Raw genomic sequence first — 13,577 nt, 5'->3', positions numbered from 1 at the left:
AGCCGTTCGTCAGAAAATTTGGGATCAGGAACCGCAAGTCCTGAAAACCTCGGATTAGCTCTTACGTTCAAATACTTATCATCCCTTGAATGAAACGGTTTCGGATCGAACGCTACGCCGTAACGGAGCCAGTTAACGTCCAATGCCTAGGCAAGTTTTGCTAGGCATTAACCAAGATCACTTCTGGGGGTGAGGTTACATTGAACAACGGGACCAGCCTTTTTCTCGTCGATGGCGATGTCCGCCGTCGTGCCGCCATTTCTCACTGTCTGGCGGGCAGCACGGTGCATGTCGAACCTTTTGAGGATCCATCCGAACTTATCGCACGCTGGCCCAAAAACGGGCTGCTGCTGGTGCATGACGATGGCCGCTCCATCGGCATGCTGCTGGCCCAAATGGGCCGGTTGGGCCAATGGCTGCCCGTCATCGGCTTTGCCCAGGAGCCCAGCACGAGGCAGGTTGTGGGGGCCGTCCTCGAGGGCGCGATCGACTATGTTTCCTGGCCTTTCACGCGTGAGGAAATCATCGGCGTGGTCGAACAGGCCGAAGCCAAGGCCGAAGTCTTTGGCAGCGCCAAGCTGCGCGAGGCGCTGGCCCGCAGCCGGGTGGATCGCCTGACCAAGCGCGAGCGCGAAGTGCTGGCAGGTGTGGCGGGCGGCCTGTCAAACCGGATGATCGGGGAAAAGCTCTCGATCTCGCCGCGCACGGTGGAAATTCACCGCGCCAATATGCTGACCAAGATGGGCGCCAACCACACGTCAGAGGCGATCCGCATCGCGATCGAGGCGGCTCTGGTCAGCTGATTCGGGGGGATCAGCTAACCTATCAGGTTGATGCTTTTGGCAAAAACAAACGGCGCTCGATACGGGCGCCGTTTTTCATTTCGGGAGCAATGGGGGGCAAAACCTGTCCGGAATGGCGGGATCTGCGCTTTCACCAAGGCGGCAGAAAGGGAATAAATTGCCCAATCCAAGAGCAATACCTCCGAACAAGCCCGAATGTCCCTTCCGATAAACAGCTTGCAGGATCGGCACGCCGAGGCGGCATCCCAAGGACAGCCGCCCGGAACAGATTGGCCCGATCCATTCACCCAAATGCCACGCCCCAAAAATGTGGCCATGCTGTTTATCGGCCCTGCCGCCGGGATGCCCGACCTGGCCGCTTTTCTGCCGCCGCCCTGCCGCCGTTCCAATGCGGCGGGGGGCGGCCTCTTTTTGCCTCAGCCCTGATTACAGGACGCCATCAGGGCCACGCCCAGCTCGTCGAGAGAAAGGACTTTTTCAGCGGCATTGGCGGCCACGGCCGCAGCGGGAGTTTCGCCAACCTTGGCGGTGGCGGGGTCCTCGACAAAGGTGCGCGAACCGGCATCGCGCAGCAGGCGCAGCCCCTTGGCCCCGTCGCCGCCCATGCCGGTCAGGATCGCGCCGACCGCCGGCACGCCTGCGCGCGCCATCGTGCCGAACAGCAGCGTGGCCGAAGGGCGCGCGCCATCGACCGGATCGCGCTGGACCATGCGCAGGCGCGGCGGCGAACCGGGCTCGAACACGACATGCTTTTCCGGATCGGCGGCAATATGGATCATGCCGGGCGTCAGCGTCGCGCCATCCTTGGCCATGCCGATCTTGCACTTCAATTCGCCCGCCATGCGGCAGATGAACGTATCGACCAGCGCCGGTTCGCTCTGCAGCACGATCACCGTGGGCGGGCATTCGGCGGGGAAATCGACCAGCATCTGCGTTAACGCATCAATGCCGCCCATCGATGTGGCCATGGCCAAATAGTGACCGTTCCAGGTGAACTGCACTTCGCTGTGGCGCGCCTCGCGATGACCCGTTTTTTGCGCCTTCACATTGGAATTGGCCGCCGCCAGCACGATCTTGCCCAGCTTGCCAACGGTCTTGGCAAATTGCTCGGGCGTGGCCTTGAGCGGCTTGGGGAAACATTCCACCGCGCCCAGCGCATAGGCCTTGAGCGAGGTTTCGGTCCCGCTCTGTGTCAGCGAGGAGAGCATGACCACCGGCAGCGGGTTGGTGGCCATGATCTCTTCGAGAAATTCGATGCCGCTCATGCCCGGCATTTCCACATCCAGCGTGACCACATTGGGCTTGAGCTGGGCGATCTGGTCGCGGGCCTCGTCGGCATTGGCGGCGGTGCCGATCACGGTCACATTGCGCTGCTGCTCCAACACATCGGAAAACAGCGCTCGCATGGCGGCAGAATCGTCCACAACCAGCACACGTGCATCGTTCATTGTCGCAGCTTTCCCGTCTTACGTTGATAAACCGGCCGTATTGGCCTGTGCGGACATGTTTAACCGTGATTCACAAAGCAAATATCCGCCCCTGACTAAGTGGTTAGGCCTAATCCCCGCCTAATCACAATTCAGCGCTGCGCCTGTAGCAACTCATGGTGGAACCGCGCAAACCGGGCGAAATTGGCCCCGGCGCGCCGGTTTTGGGCATTAAGAAAGATAAGGCAGCAGCGCGCATGAAACACCGATCCATTGCCAGGAAGACCCGCATCGGCGCCATGACCATCCTGTTTGTCCTGCTGGTGGCGGGGTTGCTGGCCGGGTGGGGCTTTAACGATATAAGGCTGGGCGGGGCGCTGCATCACCGCAATCAACAGGTCAGCGATTTCGTCGCCGACATCCTGCCCCCGCCCGAATATGTGATCGAAGGCTTTCTCGAAGCCAGCCTGCTGCACAACAATCCTGCGCTTCTGGCCGACAAGCGCAGCCGTCTGGGCGATCTGGAAAGGACCTTTCGGCAAAAGAGCAGCGATTGGGCGGCCTCGGACCTCGATGCCGATCTGAAACAGCAACTGGCCGGTCAGGCCCAGCGCAGCGGGGAACAGTTTTGGGCCGTCCTCGATGAGGACTTTCTGCCCGCCCTGTCGCGCGGCGATGCCCCCGGCGCGCAGGCCGCCTATGACCGATTGAGCGCCATTTACACCACCCATCGGGGCCAAATCGAGGCGCTGACGCAGGCCGCGCTGCTGCGGCAGAAGGACATTGCCGCCTCCAGCGCGACGACGATGTGGGCGATCATGGCGGGGCTTGGCCTGCTGGGCATGGTGGTGCTGGGGCTGATTCTGGGGGCTTTGCGCTGGCAGCGCCGCCATGTGCTCGAACCTCTGGCGCAAACCGCACAGGTGATGAGCCGGATGGCCGCAGGCGACCTGGAGGCAGGGCGCAGCACCCGCCACCGCGAGGATGAGATAGGGGCGATGACCGCCGCCATCGAAGTGTTCCGCGCCGCGGCCCTCGCCGCGCGGGAAGCCGCCGCCCGTCAACAGCGCGTGGTCGATTCGCTCTCGCAGGGTTTGCAGCGTCTGGCCGGGGGGCAATTGCATTACCGGATCCACACTCCGCTGGGCGAAGAATACGAGTCGCTGCGTCAGGACTTCAATGGCGCGATGCAGGAGTTGGGCGAAGCCATCGGCGGCGTGATGGCCACGGCCGCCCGGGTCGAGAAAGGCGCCTCGGAAATTCGCGGCGCCTCCGACGATCTGGCCCGCCGCAATGAAACCCACGCCGGCACGCTGGAGGAAATGGCCGCGACCATGGATCAGGTCACCCACACGATCCGCGAATCGGCCAGCCATGCCACCCATGTTCAGGGCTCGATCGCCCAGACCCATCAGGCCGCCGTGGCCGGGGGCGATGTGGTGGCCCGCGCCACGCAGGCGATGACGGGAATCGAGCGTTCATCCCAGGAAATCAACCAGATCATCAATGTGATCGACGGCATCGCCTTTCAGACCAACCTTCTCGCGCTGAACGCGGGCGTTGAGGCGGCGCGCGCAGGTGACGCGGGCAAGGGCTTTGCGGTCGTGGCCAATGAAGTGCGCGCTCTGGCCCAACGCAGCGCGGGCGCGGCCAAGGATATCAAGGCGCTGATCCACGCCTCGACCGATCAGGTGCTGGGCGGGGTGGCGCTGGTGCGCCAAACAGGGGCCGTGCTGGGCAATATCGTCGAGCAGGTCGGGCTCATCAACGCGCAGGTCAGCGACATGACCAGTTCGACCGAGTTGCAGGCCGCGTATCTGAGCGAAATCAACAAGGCGATCGCCCAGATGGACGGCATCACCCAGCAGAACGCGGCCATGTCCGAGCAGGCCAATGCCGCCGCGCGCAGTCTGGCCCAACAGGCGCAGGCGATGAATGCAATGGTGGGCCGGTTTGAAACGGACGATCCGCACATGCGCGGCTGGAATCAGAACCGGCAACAGGGCTGGAGCCGGGAATGGGATCGCGAGGATGACCGCGGCTGGAGTCGTGATCGGGGCCATGATCGAGGCCGCGAATGGGATCGGGCCGAGCCTGTCCCCTTCACCCGCAGCCGCAGGCGCGAATTCGCGCGCGAACAGGGCCAATTTTCTACCGCTGCGTGAAGATTGCCGCCCAATTTCCCCGCGATTCTACAGATGAGCCCGCAAACATGACGTTGCCAACCAGGGCCTATGATTAACCACAAGGGAAAGCGTGTCTTTCGGGCCTCTCATATTACCCGAAACTGACGCGGAGGGAACAGACAATGCTCGACTGGTTTGCAAAGCAGGCTCCGATCCGGACCAAATTCCATAGTTTGACGGCGCTGGTGGCGCTGATGGGCGCGGCGGGTGTCGCGGCCAATGTGATGCAGGACAATGGATCGCTGTCAGCGGGCGCGGCTCTGGCGGTATCAGCCGCCGCAGCCGTGCTGGCCGTCTTGTCCGTGGCGCTTGCCGGCCGGGTGATCGCCACGCCTTATGTCGCCACGGTCGAACGGATGGAAGGTCTGGCGGCCAATGATCTGACCAGCGCCATCCCCCACACGGAGAATGCCGATTGCGTGGGCCGCATCGCGCGGGCGATGGAAGTGTTCCGCGCCCATGCGCAGGAGCGCGAAGCCCAGCACCAGCAGCAGAAGCAACTGGCCGTTCTGTTCGACCATCTGGGCGAAGCGCTCAAAAAGATGGGGCGCAACCAGCTCGACTGCCAGATCCGCGAACCCTTTCCCGCGCCCTATGACGAGGTGCGCAAGGACTTCAACAATGCGGTGGGCGCTCTGGCCGATGCGATCGCGGCGGTGTCCGCCAGCGCGCGCCATGTGCTGAACGGCGCCAACGAGATCCACTCCGCCTCCAACGACCTGTCGAACCGCAACGAGCAGCAGGCCGCCACACTGGAGGAAACCGCCGCCGCGATGAACCAGGTGACCGAGGGTGTGCGCGAGAGCGCCCGCAGCGCGCATGATGTGCAAAAGTCGATCACCGAGGCGCATGAGGAAGCCACCGAGGGCGGCATCGTCGTCAGCCGCGCGGTGGAGGCCATGGCCGCCATCGAACGCAGCGCGCAGGAGATCAACCAGATCATCGGCGTGATCGACGGCATCGCCTTCCAGACCAACCTGCTTGCACTGAACGCGGGCGTCGAGGCGGCGCGCGCAGGCGATGCGGGCAAGGGCTTTGCCGTGGTCGCCAACGAAGTGCGCGCGCTGGCCCAGCGCAGCGCGGATGCCGCCAAGGAAATCAAGGCGCTGATCACCACGTCGAGCGAGCAGGTGGCCGGAGGCGTCACGCTGGTGCGCGAAACCGGCACCTTGCTGGGCAAGATCGTGCACCGCGTGGGCGAGATCACGGGCCTCGTGGGCGAAATTGCCGAAAACGCCAATATTCAGGCCGACGGTCTGGAAATGGTCAACACCGCCGTGGGCGAGATGGACCGCGTGACCCAGCAGAATGCGGCGATGGTCGAACAGGCCACGGCCGCCGCGCGCAGCCTTGCCGATGAAGCGCGCGAATTGAACACTGTCGTCAGCCGGTTCCAGTCGGACGCGCTTGAGGACGGATACGGCCAGCAAAACCGGCAACAGGGCCATGAAGCTGCGGTTCCCTTTGTCCGCCAGAGCGCCCGCAGCGCGCCCCGCCTTGCCGCCGCCCCGCCTCCGTCCCGCACGGCGGGCTTCGGTCAGGGCGCCATGGTCCAGGGCAATCTGGCCATCAAGCCGCAGGCCGAAGTCTCCACCGATGACTGGTCGGAATTCTAACCCTTCGGGCCCAGCCCCCCACCCAAGACGGGAATTTGCATGATGCGCAAGATTGTCCTGCCCGCCCGATGCGACCGGGCCGCCGCCGAGGCATTGCTGCCCGAATTTCAGGCCGCGCTGGGCGCCGGGCCGCTGTCGATCGACGCCAGCGAAACCAGGCAGATCGGTCAGGCCATGCTGCAACTGTTGCTGAGCGCGCGGCGCACCGGCGACGGCGCGACGATCAATCCTTCCTCCGCCCTGCGCGATGCGGCCCGGCTGACGGGTCTGGAAAATGCGCTGTTTGAAGGGACTATGGTATGAGCCCGGAAGAAATTCAGGGAATTTTCTTCCTCGAATGCGAGGAATCGCTGGTTGCCGCCGAACAGGGACTGGCCGCATGCAAGGCGGGAACCCAGGACAGCGACACCGTCAACGCGATTTTCCGTGCGGTCCATTCGATCAAGGGTGGCGCGGGCGCTTTCGGTTTTGAGGCGCTTCAGGCCTTTACCCATACGTTTGAGACGCTGCTCTCGGATGTGCGCGAAAATCTGGTGCCGATCACGCCCACGCTGATCGATCTGCTGCTGCGCGCGCTCGATGTGCTTTCCGACCATGTGACGGCGGCGCGCGATGGCGGCAGCCCGCCCGAGGACGCCTCGCTGATCCGCGAGATGGAAGGCGCGATGGCGAACGCACAGGGGCAACATGACGCGCCCGGCGAGCCCGAACCGACCGCCCCCACCCATGCCGTCACCTTTGACGAGGACGACCTGACCAGCGACCTCGACCTTGACGATCTGCTCAACGATCTGGCGGGCGGCAGTCCGGCAGGCGAGGATCCGTCGGCAGATGGCCCGGCCGGGGACGCCCCTGCGCCGGAAACCGGGTGGAAGGTCCACCTGCGCCCCCATGCGGGCGCGATGCGCAATGGCGGCGAACCGCTGCTGCTGCTGCGCGAATTGTCGGCACTGGGCGCGGTGGCGTGCGAATGCGATACGACCTCGATCCCGGCTCTTGATGATTTCGATCCGCATCAGGGCTATCTGGGCTGGACCTATCTGGTCCCTCAGGATGTCTCCGAGGCCAGCGTGCGCGATATCTTCGATTTCGTGGGCGACGATTGCCCGATCGCCATCGGCCCGGACGCCACGATCCCGCCGATCCAGATCGAGCCGTCCAGCACCCTGCCCGCGCCCGCCCCTTCGGCGCCCAAGGCGGTGGCCCCCGCGCCCGCTCCGGTTGCAGCGCCGGTCCAGCCGCCCGTCGCGGCCAGCCCGGCCCCTGCCCCCGCCGCGCCCGCACCTGCGCCCGAGGCGGCCACAGGCAGCGCCCCGCCCGCCGCCCCCGCGCCCGGCCAGTCGATCCGCATCGATCTGGTCAAGCTGGACAAGCTGATCGACACGGTGGGCGAACTGGTGATCGCGCAGGCCATGCTGGCCCAGCGTCTGCAGAACGAAAATGTCCAGTCGGTCGAGGAACTGACCCTGCTGGAAAGCCTGACGCGCGACATTCAGGAAAGCGCGATGTCGATCCGCGCCCAGCCCATCGGCAGCGTGTTCAGCCGCGTGCCCCGCATCCTGCGCGAATTGTCGGCCAGCACGGGTAAGCATGTGAACTTGCAGGTCTTTGGTGAAACCACCGAACTGGACAAAACCGTCATCGAACGGCTGGGCGAGCCTTTGACTCACCTGATCCGCAATGCGGTGGACCATGGCATCGAAAGCCCGGAAGACCGTCTGGCCAAGGGCAAGAGCGCCGAGGGCACTCTCACGCTTTCGGCCGAGCATCGCTCGGGCCGCATCCTCATCAAGATCGCCGACGATGGCGCGGGCATCAACCGCGCCCGCGTCTTTGCCAAGGCGGTGGAAAAGGGCATCGTCGCCCCCGATGCGGTGATGTCCAAGGAAGAGATCGAGCAATTGATCTTTGCCGCCGGTTTTTCGACCGCGGCCACCATCACCAATGTCTCGGGCCGGGGCGTGGGCATGGATGTGGTGCGCCAGAACGTCAAGGATCTGGGCGGGCGCATTTCCATCGAATCCGAAGAGGACAAGGGCACGACCTTCATCCTCACCCTGCCGCTGACGCTGGCCATTTCCGATGGCATGATCGTCAAGGTGGGCGACCAGACGCTGGTGGTGCCGCTGACCCATGTGGTGGAAAGCCTGCGCCCCGAACCCAAGGATGTGCAGGGCCTTGGCGCCAGCCGCCAGATGCTCAACGTGCGCGGGCGCTTCATTCCGGTCGTCTCGGTGGCCGAGGCGGTGGGCGCCTATGATGCGGTGGACAATCCTTCGCAGGGCGTGCTGATCGTAGTGGACACCGAAAGCGCAGGGCAGGCAGCCCTGCTGGTCGACAATATCTGGGACCAGCGCCAGTTCGTCATCAAGAGCCTGGACACGCATTACCGCAATGTCGACGGCGTGGCGGGCGCGACCATTCTGGGCGACGGGCGCGTGGCGCTGATCCTCAATGTCGACACGCTGGTTCAGGGCGCCGTCTCGGCCGGTTTCGGGCTTGAAGCGGCATGAGCACCGCGCCCGACCTTGCCAGCACCTTTGCCGATGCCATGCCCGGCATCAGCCCCGGCGTCTATGACGAGCGGGACTTCCGGGCCGTGGCGGCGATCGTGTACCGCGAGGCGGGGATCATGCTGCCCTCGGGCAAGGCGATGCTGGTCTATTCGCGCCTTGCGCCCTTGGTGCGCGCCAGCGGGCTTGGCACCTTTGCCGCCTATATCCGCCATGTCGAGGTCGATGCCGGGGAATTGCGCAAGACGATCAATGCGCTGACCACCAACCACACGTTCTTTTACCGCGAGGCGCATCATTTCGAACATTTCGCCCGCGTGGCGCGCCCGCAATTGCTGGCCGATCTGAACCATGGCGAGGCGGTGCGCATGTGGTCGGCGGGATGCTCGAGCGGCGAGGAAGTGTTTTCGCTGACCATGACCATGCTGGGCCATGATCGCCACGAGGGCGCGCAGATCGCTCGGCGCGACATCCGCATTCTGGCCAGCGACATTGCCGACCACGCGCTGAAAAAGGCCAGCGAAGGGCGCTATGGCGTCAGCGATGGCGACGCCCTGCCCGCCGATCTGCGCCAGAACTGGACCGGCACGCTGGGCAAGGAGATGGTGATCGGGCCGGAGGCGCGTTCGCTGGTACAGTTCAAACGGCTGAATTTACAGGGTGAATGGCCGATGCGTCGTCCGTTTCAGGTGATCTTCTGCCGCAATGTGATGATCTATTTCGACCAGCCGACCAAGGACCGGCTGGTCGCCCGGCTTGCCGAGGCGCTCAGCCCCGGCGGGTTCCTCTATATCGGCCATTCCGAGCGCGTGTCGGGCCCTGCCGAGGCCCTGCTCGAACCGGTCGGTCCCACGATTTACCACAGGAGAGGTCGGTGACGATCCGCGTCTTGATCATTGATGATTCGGCCACGATGCGCGCGGTGCTGGCCGCGCGCCTGTCGGGCAATCCGGATATTCAGGTGGTGGGCCTTGCCAACAATGCCGCCGAGGGGCGCCAGCTTATCAAGGAACTGGAGCCCGATGTCGTGACGCTGGACATCGAGATGCCGGGCATGAACGGCCTCGATTTCCTTGACAAGATCATGACGCTGCGGCCCATGCCGGTCATCATCGTCTCGGGCCTGACGGCGGCGGGCAGCGATGCCACGGCGCGCGCGCTCGCGCTGGGGGCGGTCGATTGCTATTGCAAGACCGACTATTCGGGCGCGGCGATGCAGGATGGCGGCAAGCTGGCCGGGATGGTGCGGCAAGCCGCGCAAGTGACCGTGCGCCGCCGCGCCACCGAAGTGCATCACATGGCCGATCCGGTCCGCGCGATCAGCGCCGGCCATGGCCGCACCAACACGCGGGTCATCGCCATCGGCTCCTCCACCGGCGGGGTCGAGGCGCTGCAGGTGCTGCTGCGCAATTTCCCCGAGGATTGCCCGCCCACGCTGATCGTTCAGCATGTCGATGCGCGCTTTGCCCCAGCCATTGCCCGCACGCTCAATCAGGCCTCGCCCGCCACGGTCCAACTGGCCGAGCCGGACATGCCGCTCAAACGCGGCCATATCTATCTGGCGCCGGGCGATGATCGCCATCTGATGGTGGCGGGCGCCAACAGCCTTCATGCCAAACTGCGTCCGGGCGAACTGATTTCGGGCCATCGCCCCAGCGTGGACGCGCTTTTTGCCTCGGTGGCGCAGCGGATCGGGGCCGATGCCATCGGTATCCTGCTGACCGGCATGGGGGCCGATGGAGCCAAGGGCCTGCTGGCGATGAGCCAGGCAGGCGCGCTGACCATCGCGCAGGACGAGGCCAGTTGCACCGTCTTTGGCATGCCGCGCGTCGCCATTTCTCTGGGCGCGGCACAGGTTGTCGCCCCGCTGGGCCGGATTGCCCAACATGCCTTTTCGTAAATCGGGGGAAACCGAATATGCCTTTTGAATCCTCCCCCGCCTCACCCGTCACGCGGATCAACATCCTTCAGGGGCAGGCCCGCGTCTCGGCGGGCCCGCGCGTGGAATTTTCCACCGTGCTGGGCAGTTGCGTGGCCACATGCCTGTTCGATCCCGACATCGAGGTGGGCGGGATGAACCACTTCCTGCTGGCCGAACCGCCGCCCAACACCCACAGCGGCGATTTCGACGAGCATTACGGCGTCTATCTGATGGAACTGCTGATCAACGAGATGCTGGCGCACGGCGCGGCCAAATCGCGGATGCGCGCCCATCTCTATGGCGGCGCCAATCTGAACAGCGGCTTTGCCCGGATCGGCACCAAGAACGCCGAATTCGCCCGTACCTTTCTGGCCAGCGAGCGCATCACCGTGGTGCGCGAAGATCTGGGCGGGATGAACGCGAGGCGCGTCGATTTCCGCCCGGCGCGCGGCCAGGTGCGCTGTCGGACGGTGGAAAACACGCTGGCCCCCGAACCCAAACCCATCATGCGCCCCGCCGTGTCGCGCGGCGATGTCGAACTGTTTTAACGAAAGCGAGCCTGCCCCATGGATAAGACTACCCGCATTCTGACCGTTGACGACAGCGCAAGCATGCGCGCCCTGCTGAACCATGCGCTGACCAGCCAGGGCTTTGACGTTGCGCAGGCCGAGGACGGCGAAGTCGCCCTCGAATGGCTGGCGCTCAACGAGGTTGACGTGGTGATCACCGACATCAACATGCCGCGTCTGGACGGCTTTGGCCTGATCGAAAAGCTGCGTCAGGGCAACCGCCACCGCGACCGTCCGATTCTGGTGCTGACCACCGAATCGAGCGAGGAAAAGAAGGCCCGCGCCCGCGCCGCCGGCGCCACCGGCTGGATCGTCAAGCCGTTTGACCCGGAAAAGCTGGTCGCCGCCGTGCGCCGCGTTTCTCACTGATATTGGCAAAGGAGCGATCCATGCACCGTGAACTCATCACTTTCGAAGTCGGCGGGCAGGTTTTCGGCATCGACATCATGGCCATCCGCGAAATCCGCGCGTGGAGCCCGGCCACCCGTCTGCCCCGTGTGCCGCATTATGTGGCGGGCGTGGTCAATCTGCGCGGGTCTGTGCTGCCGGTGATCGATCTGGCCGCGCGGCTGGGCTGGGAACCGACCGAGCCGACGCCGCGCCATGCGATCATCGTCACGCAACTGGGCGCGCAGGTGTGCGGGCTGATCGTCGATTCGGTCAGCGACATCGTGACGCTCAACAATGACGCGCTGCAGCCTCCGCCCACCACCGCCAATGACAGCATCATCTCCTTCCTCGAAGGGCTGGCCGCGATTGAGGATCGCATGGTGATGGTGCTCAATCTGGCGGCGCTGGCCGATGGCGACGAGTTTGGCGAGGCCGCATGACCGAGGACAACGCCATGCCCGATCCCGCCCGCATCGCCGCCCATCTGACCACTGTGGCCGATGTGCTGGGCGAACTGGCCGCCGAGATCGAGGAGCTGGGCACCACGCTCTGCCTCGATCCGGCGATCATCGCCCATCATGTGGGCACGCTGCAATCGATCGATCTGATCGCGCAGAAACAGCGCTGGCTGGCCACGCTGCTTCATGCCGATTGCCCGCTGTCGGCGGTCGATACGATCGGGGTCGAGGCGCTCAAGGCGCGCTTTGCCGCGCCCCGCGCGCATTGATGAGACGCCGCGCCCCGCGCGCATGGAGCATCAGTTGAGCAGCGTCCCGGCGGGCCGCTGCCAAAGGTTGTCGGCATAGGCATCGCTGCCCTGCGACCAGGCATCACGCTCGCGCGCGGCGGCGGCAACTGCCCCGTTGCCCTGCGTCACATGGGCCAGCGCGGCCAGCAGCGCCGAGGTCAGCGCCATGGCCAGACTGCCGCCTTCGGAGGTCACCTCTTCCTCCATGCCGGGCAGAAAGACCGAGGCGAGCCAGGCCCCTTCGATCGAGCGCGACATCAGGTAGCTGGCCTCTTCGGGCAGCAGCGCCAGCGCCACGCTGTCGAGCGCGCCCTGTTCGATCAGGCATTCGATGCGCGCCATGGGCGGCAGATGCGCAAGAGCCATGGCCAGATCGAATCCGCCGGCCGCGCCGGGGGTCTCGGGCGCCTGCATCATCAGCGCATGGGCCACTCGCAGGCAATCCCCTTCGTCATCCGAGTCGGTCAGCACACAGTCGCGGCACAATTCAGCCAGTCGCAGGCGCCATTCGCCGATGGTCATCGTCAGGGCCTTGGTGGAGGTGTGGGTGCGTTGGGTCATGTCCATCTCTTCCGCCGCACCGTGGAAGGAATCAACGATAACGGATGTAGTAAACGAGCGCGAACTGTTCCGCTTTGAGACTTAACAGGTAGTTATCCGTATATCATCCCTGCAACGCGTCACAAACTGGGACGGAATTAGCTCGATTTCGCACCTTTCTGCGCCATCGGCCGTGCGGCGGCGGTGCCATCGCGAATCATGATTCCATCACTATTTCGCAAGTGCAGCAATGCATTCTGCCGCAACTTTGCGGCGCAGCATGCAATTCCTGTTGATGAAGGGGGGGATTTGTATTAATTGCCAAGACAAGCCCAAAAAGGGTGGCCAACAGAGGATTTGCCCAGACCTTCGCCTTTGGCACGGGTTTTCGAAAATCACTGCCGGTCAGGAACAGTTAACTGTTCGCAGGAGAAGATGCCATGCGTTTCATGCTCGCCGCACTGTCGGCGGCCGGGGATCTCGACGCCTCGGTTACAGCAAGATACCCGGATCGCATCACCAATGCGAAGGCGGGGCGGCAGGCGGGGATTAACCCGGCTGCGGTGGTTTTTGGTCCGCCTGGTCAAGATGCGGTCAGAAACCCGCTTTAAGGAACAGTGCATGAGCGACCGGGAGGAGGCCCCGGCAAAACGGAAACAACAATCATATTGCCCACGCCCACTGCGTCTGGGGTCGTCAGGATCCAGCCGTTGACGGTTTGCCCCCTGCCAGATCGGCGGCTGAAGGCAGTGGGATCACCGGAAGAGCAGACGCGAGGCGAATGCGTCTTCCGTTCCCGGCATACCGGCATGCCGGATGTGCGAAAAAGGAAAGTTGGCCGTCCCCGCCGGTGGGACCCACAGC

General features: G+C 64.3%; 14 protein-coding genes. 12 read left to right on the top strand and 2 right to left on the bottom strand.

Translation table 11 applies throughout. From position 1 onward, the window contains the following. The first annotated feature begins 200 nt into the window (after positions 1 to 200). Positions 201 to 803 (top strand): LuxR C-terminal-related transcriptional regulator, encoded by a 603-nt coding sequence (locus tag FHW92_RS16005; RefSeq protein WP_168604279.1) that lies wholly within the window; start codon positions 201 to 203, stop codon positions 801 to 803. 416 nt (positions 804 to 1,219) lie between these two features. Here the strand turns inward: FHW92_RS16005 and FHW92_RS16000 are convergent, their stop codons facing one another. Continuing rightward, entirely contained in the window at positions 1,220 to 2,251 is a 1,032-nt protein-coding gene (locus FHW92_RS16000; protein WP_168604278.1) for a chemotaxis protein CheB, read from the bottom strand. Between the two features lie 236 nt (positions 2,252 to 2,487). On the opposite strand from FHW92_RS16000, the gene FHW92_RS26095 reads away from it, so the two are divergent. The 10 genes from FHW92_RS26095 to FHW92_RS15950 all read left to right on the top strand — a co-directional run bounded on the left by FHW92_RS26095 (position 2,488) and on the right by FHW92_RS15950 (position 12,152). Beyond that, positions 2,488 to 4,395: a HAMP domain-containing methyl-accepting chemotaxis protein gene (locus FHW92_RS26095; protein ID WP_282599779.1), complete on the top strand. Its 1,908-nt coding sequence runs from the start codon at positions 2,488 to 2,490 to the stop codon at positions 4,393 to 4,395. Between the two features lie 143 nt (positions 4,396 to 4,538). Further along, the gene (locus FHW92_RS15990) at positions 4,539 to 6,032 is read left to right on the top strand and encodes a methyl-accepting chemotaxis protein (protein ID WP_168604277.1); all 1,494 of its coding nucleotides are present in this window, start codon (positions 4,539 to 4,541) and stop codon (positions 6,030 to 6,032) included. Positions 6,033 to 6,071: 39 nt separating this feature from the next. Beyond that, a complete protein-coding gene (locus FHW92_RS15985) occupies positions 6,072 to 6,335 on the top strand; it encodes an STAS domain-containing protein (protein ID WP_246870200.1) in 264 nt (87 codons plus the stop codon). Next, positions 6,332 to 8,545, top strand: coding sequence for a chemotaxis protein CheA (locus FHW92_RS15980; protein ID WP_168604276.1), 2,214 nt, complete (start codon positions 6,332 to 6,334; stop codon positions 8,543 to 8,545). Before FHW92_RS15985 ends, FHW92_RS15980 begins: the two co-directional genes overlap by 4 nt. Continuing rightward, positions 8,542 to 9,423: a protein-glutamate O-methyltransferase CheR gene (locus FHW92_RS15975; protein WP_168604275.1), complete on the top strand. Its 882-nt coding sequence runs from the start codon at positions 8,542 to 8,544 to the stop codon at positions 9,421 to 9,423. Before FHW92_RS15980 ends, FHW92_RS15975 begins: the two co-directional genes overlap by 4 nt. Continuing rightward, a complete protein-coding gene (locus FHW92_RS15970) occupies positions 9,420 to 10,445 on the top strand; it encodes a chemotaxis response regulator protein-glutamate methylesterase (RefSeq protein ID WP_168604274.1) in 1,026 nt (341 codons plus the stop codon). Before FHW92_RS15975 ends, FHW92_RS15970 begins: the two co-directional genes overlap by 4 nt. A gap of 17 nt (positions 10,446 to 10,462) precedes the next feature. Beyond that, positions 10,463 to 11,014 (top strand): chemotaxis protein CheD, encoded by a 552-nt coding sequence (locus FHW92_RS15965; protein WP_168604273.1) that lies wholly within the window; start codon positions 10,463 to 10,465, stop codon positions 11,012 to 11,014. 18 nt (positions 11,015 to 11,032) lie between these two features. Further along, positions 11,033 to 11,404, top strand: a complete 372-nt coding sequence (locus FHW92_RS15960) for a response regulator (RefSeq protein ID WP_168604272.1) — start codon at positions 11,033 to 11,035, stop codon at positions 11,402 to 11,404. A gap of 20 nt (positions 11,405 to 11,424) precedes the next feature. Next, positions 11,425 to 11,865 (top strand): chemotaxis protein CheW, encoded by a 441-nt coding sequence (locus FHW92_RS15955; protein WP_168604271.1) that lies wholly within the window; start codon positions 11,425 to 11,427, stop codon positions 11,863 to 11,865. Next, the gene (locus tag FHW92_RS15950; protein WP_246870199.1) at positions 11,862 to 12,152 is read left to right on the top strand and encodes a hypothetical protein; all 291 of its coding nucleotides are present in this window, start codon (positions 11,862 to 11,864) and stop codon (positions 12,150 to 12,152) included. Before FHW92_RS15955 ends, FHW92_RS15950 begins: the two co-directional genes overlap by 4 nt. A 30-nt stretch (positions 12,153 to 12,182) precedes the next feature. Here FHW92_RS15950 and FHW92_RS15945 read toward each other — a convergent pair whose 3' ends face one another. Then, positions 12,183 to 12,734 carry a hypothetical protein gene (locus tag FHW92_RS15945; protein ID WP_168604270.1) on the bottom strand — a complete coding sequence of 184 codons (552 nt, stop codon included), beginning with the start codon at positions 12,732 to 12,734 and terminating at the stop codon, positions 12,183 to 12,185. A 419-nt stretch (positions 12,735 to 13,153) separates the two neighbouring features. Here FHW92_RS15945 and FHW92_RS15940 point away from each other — a divergent pair, with 419 nt between their 5' ends. Beyond that, complete coding sequence (locus tag FHW92_RS15940; RefSeq protein WP_168604269.1) at positions 13,154 to 13,324, top strand: hypothetical protein; 171 nt, start codon at positions 13,154 to 13,156, stop codon at positions 13,322 to 13,324. The last annotated feature ends 253 nt before the right edge of the window (positions 13,325 to 13,577 follow it).

Origin of the sequence: Novosphingobium sp. SG707, from assembly GCF_012275515.1 — a bacterium.
GTDB lineage: Bacteria > Pseudomonadota > Alphaproteobacteria > Sphingomonadales > Sphingomonadaceae > Novosphingobium.
The sequence above is the reverse complement of the archived record's forward strand: the minus strand, read 5'-3'. Positions and strand labels throughout refer to the sequence as shown.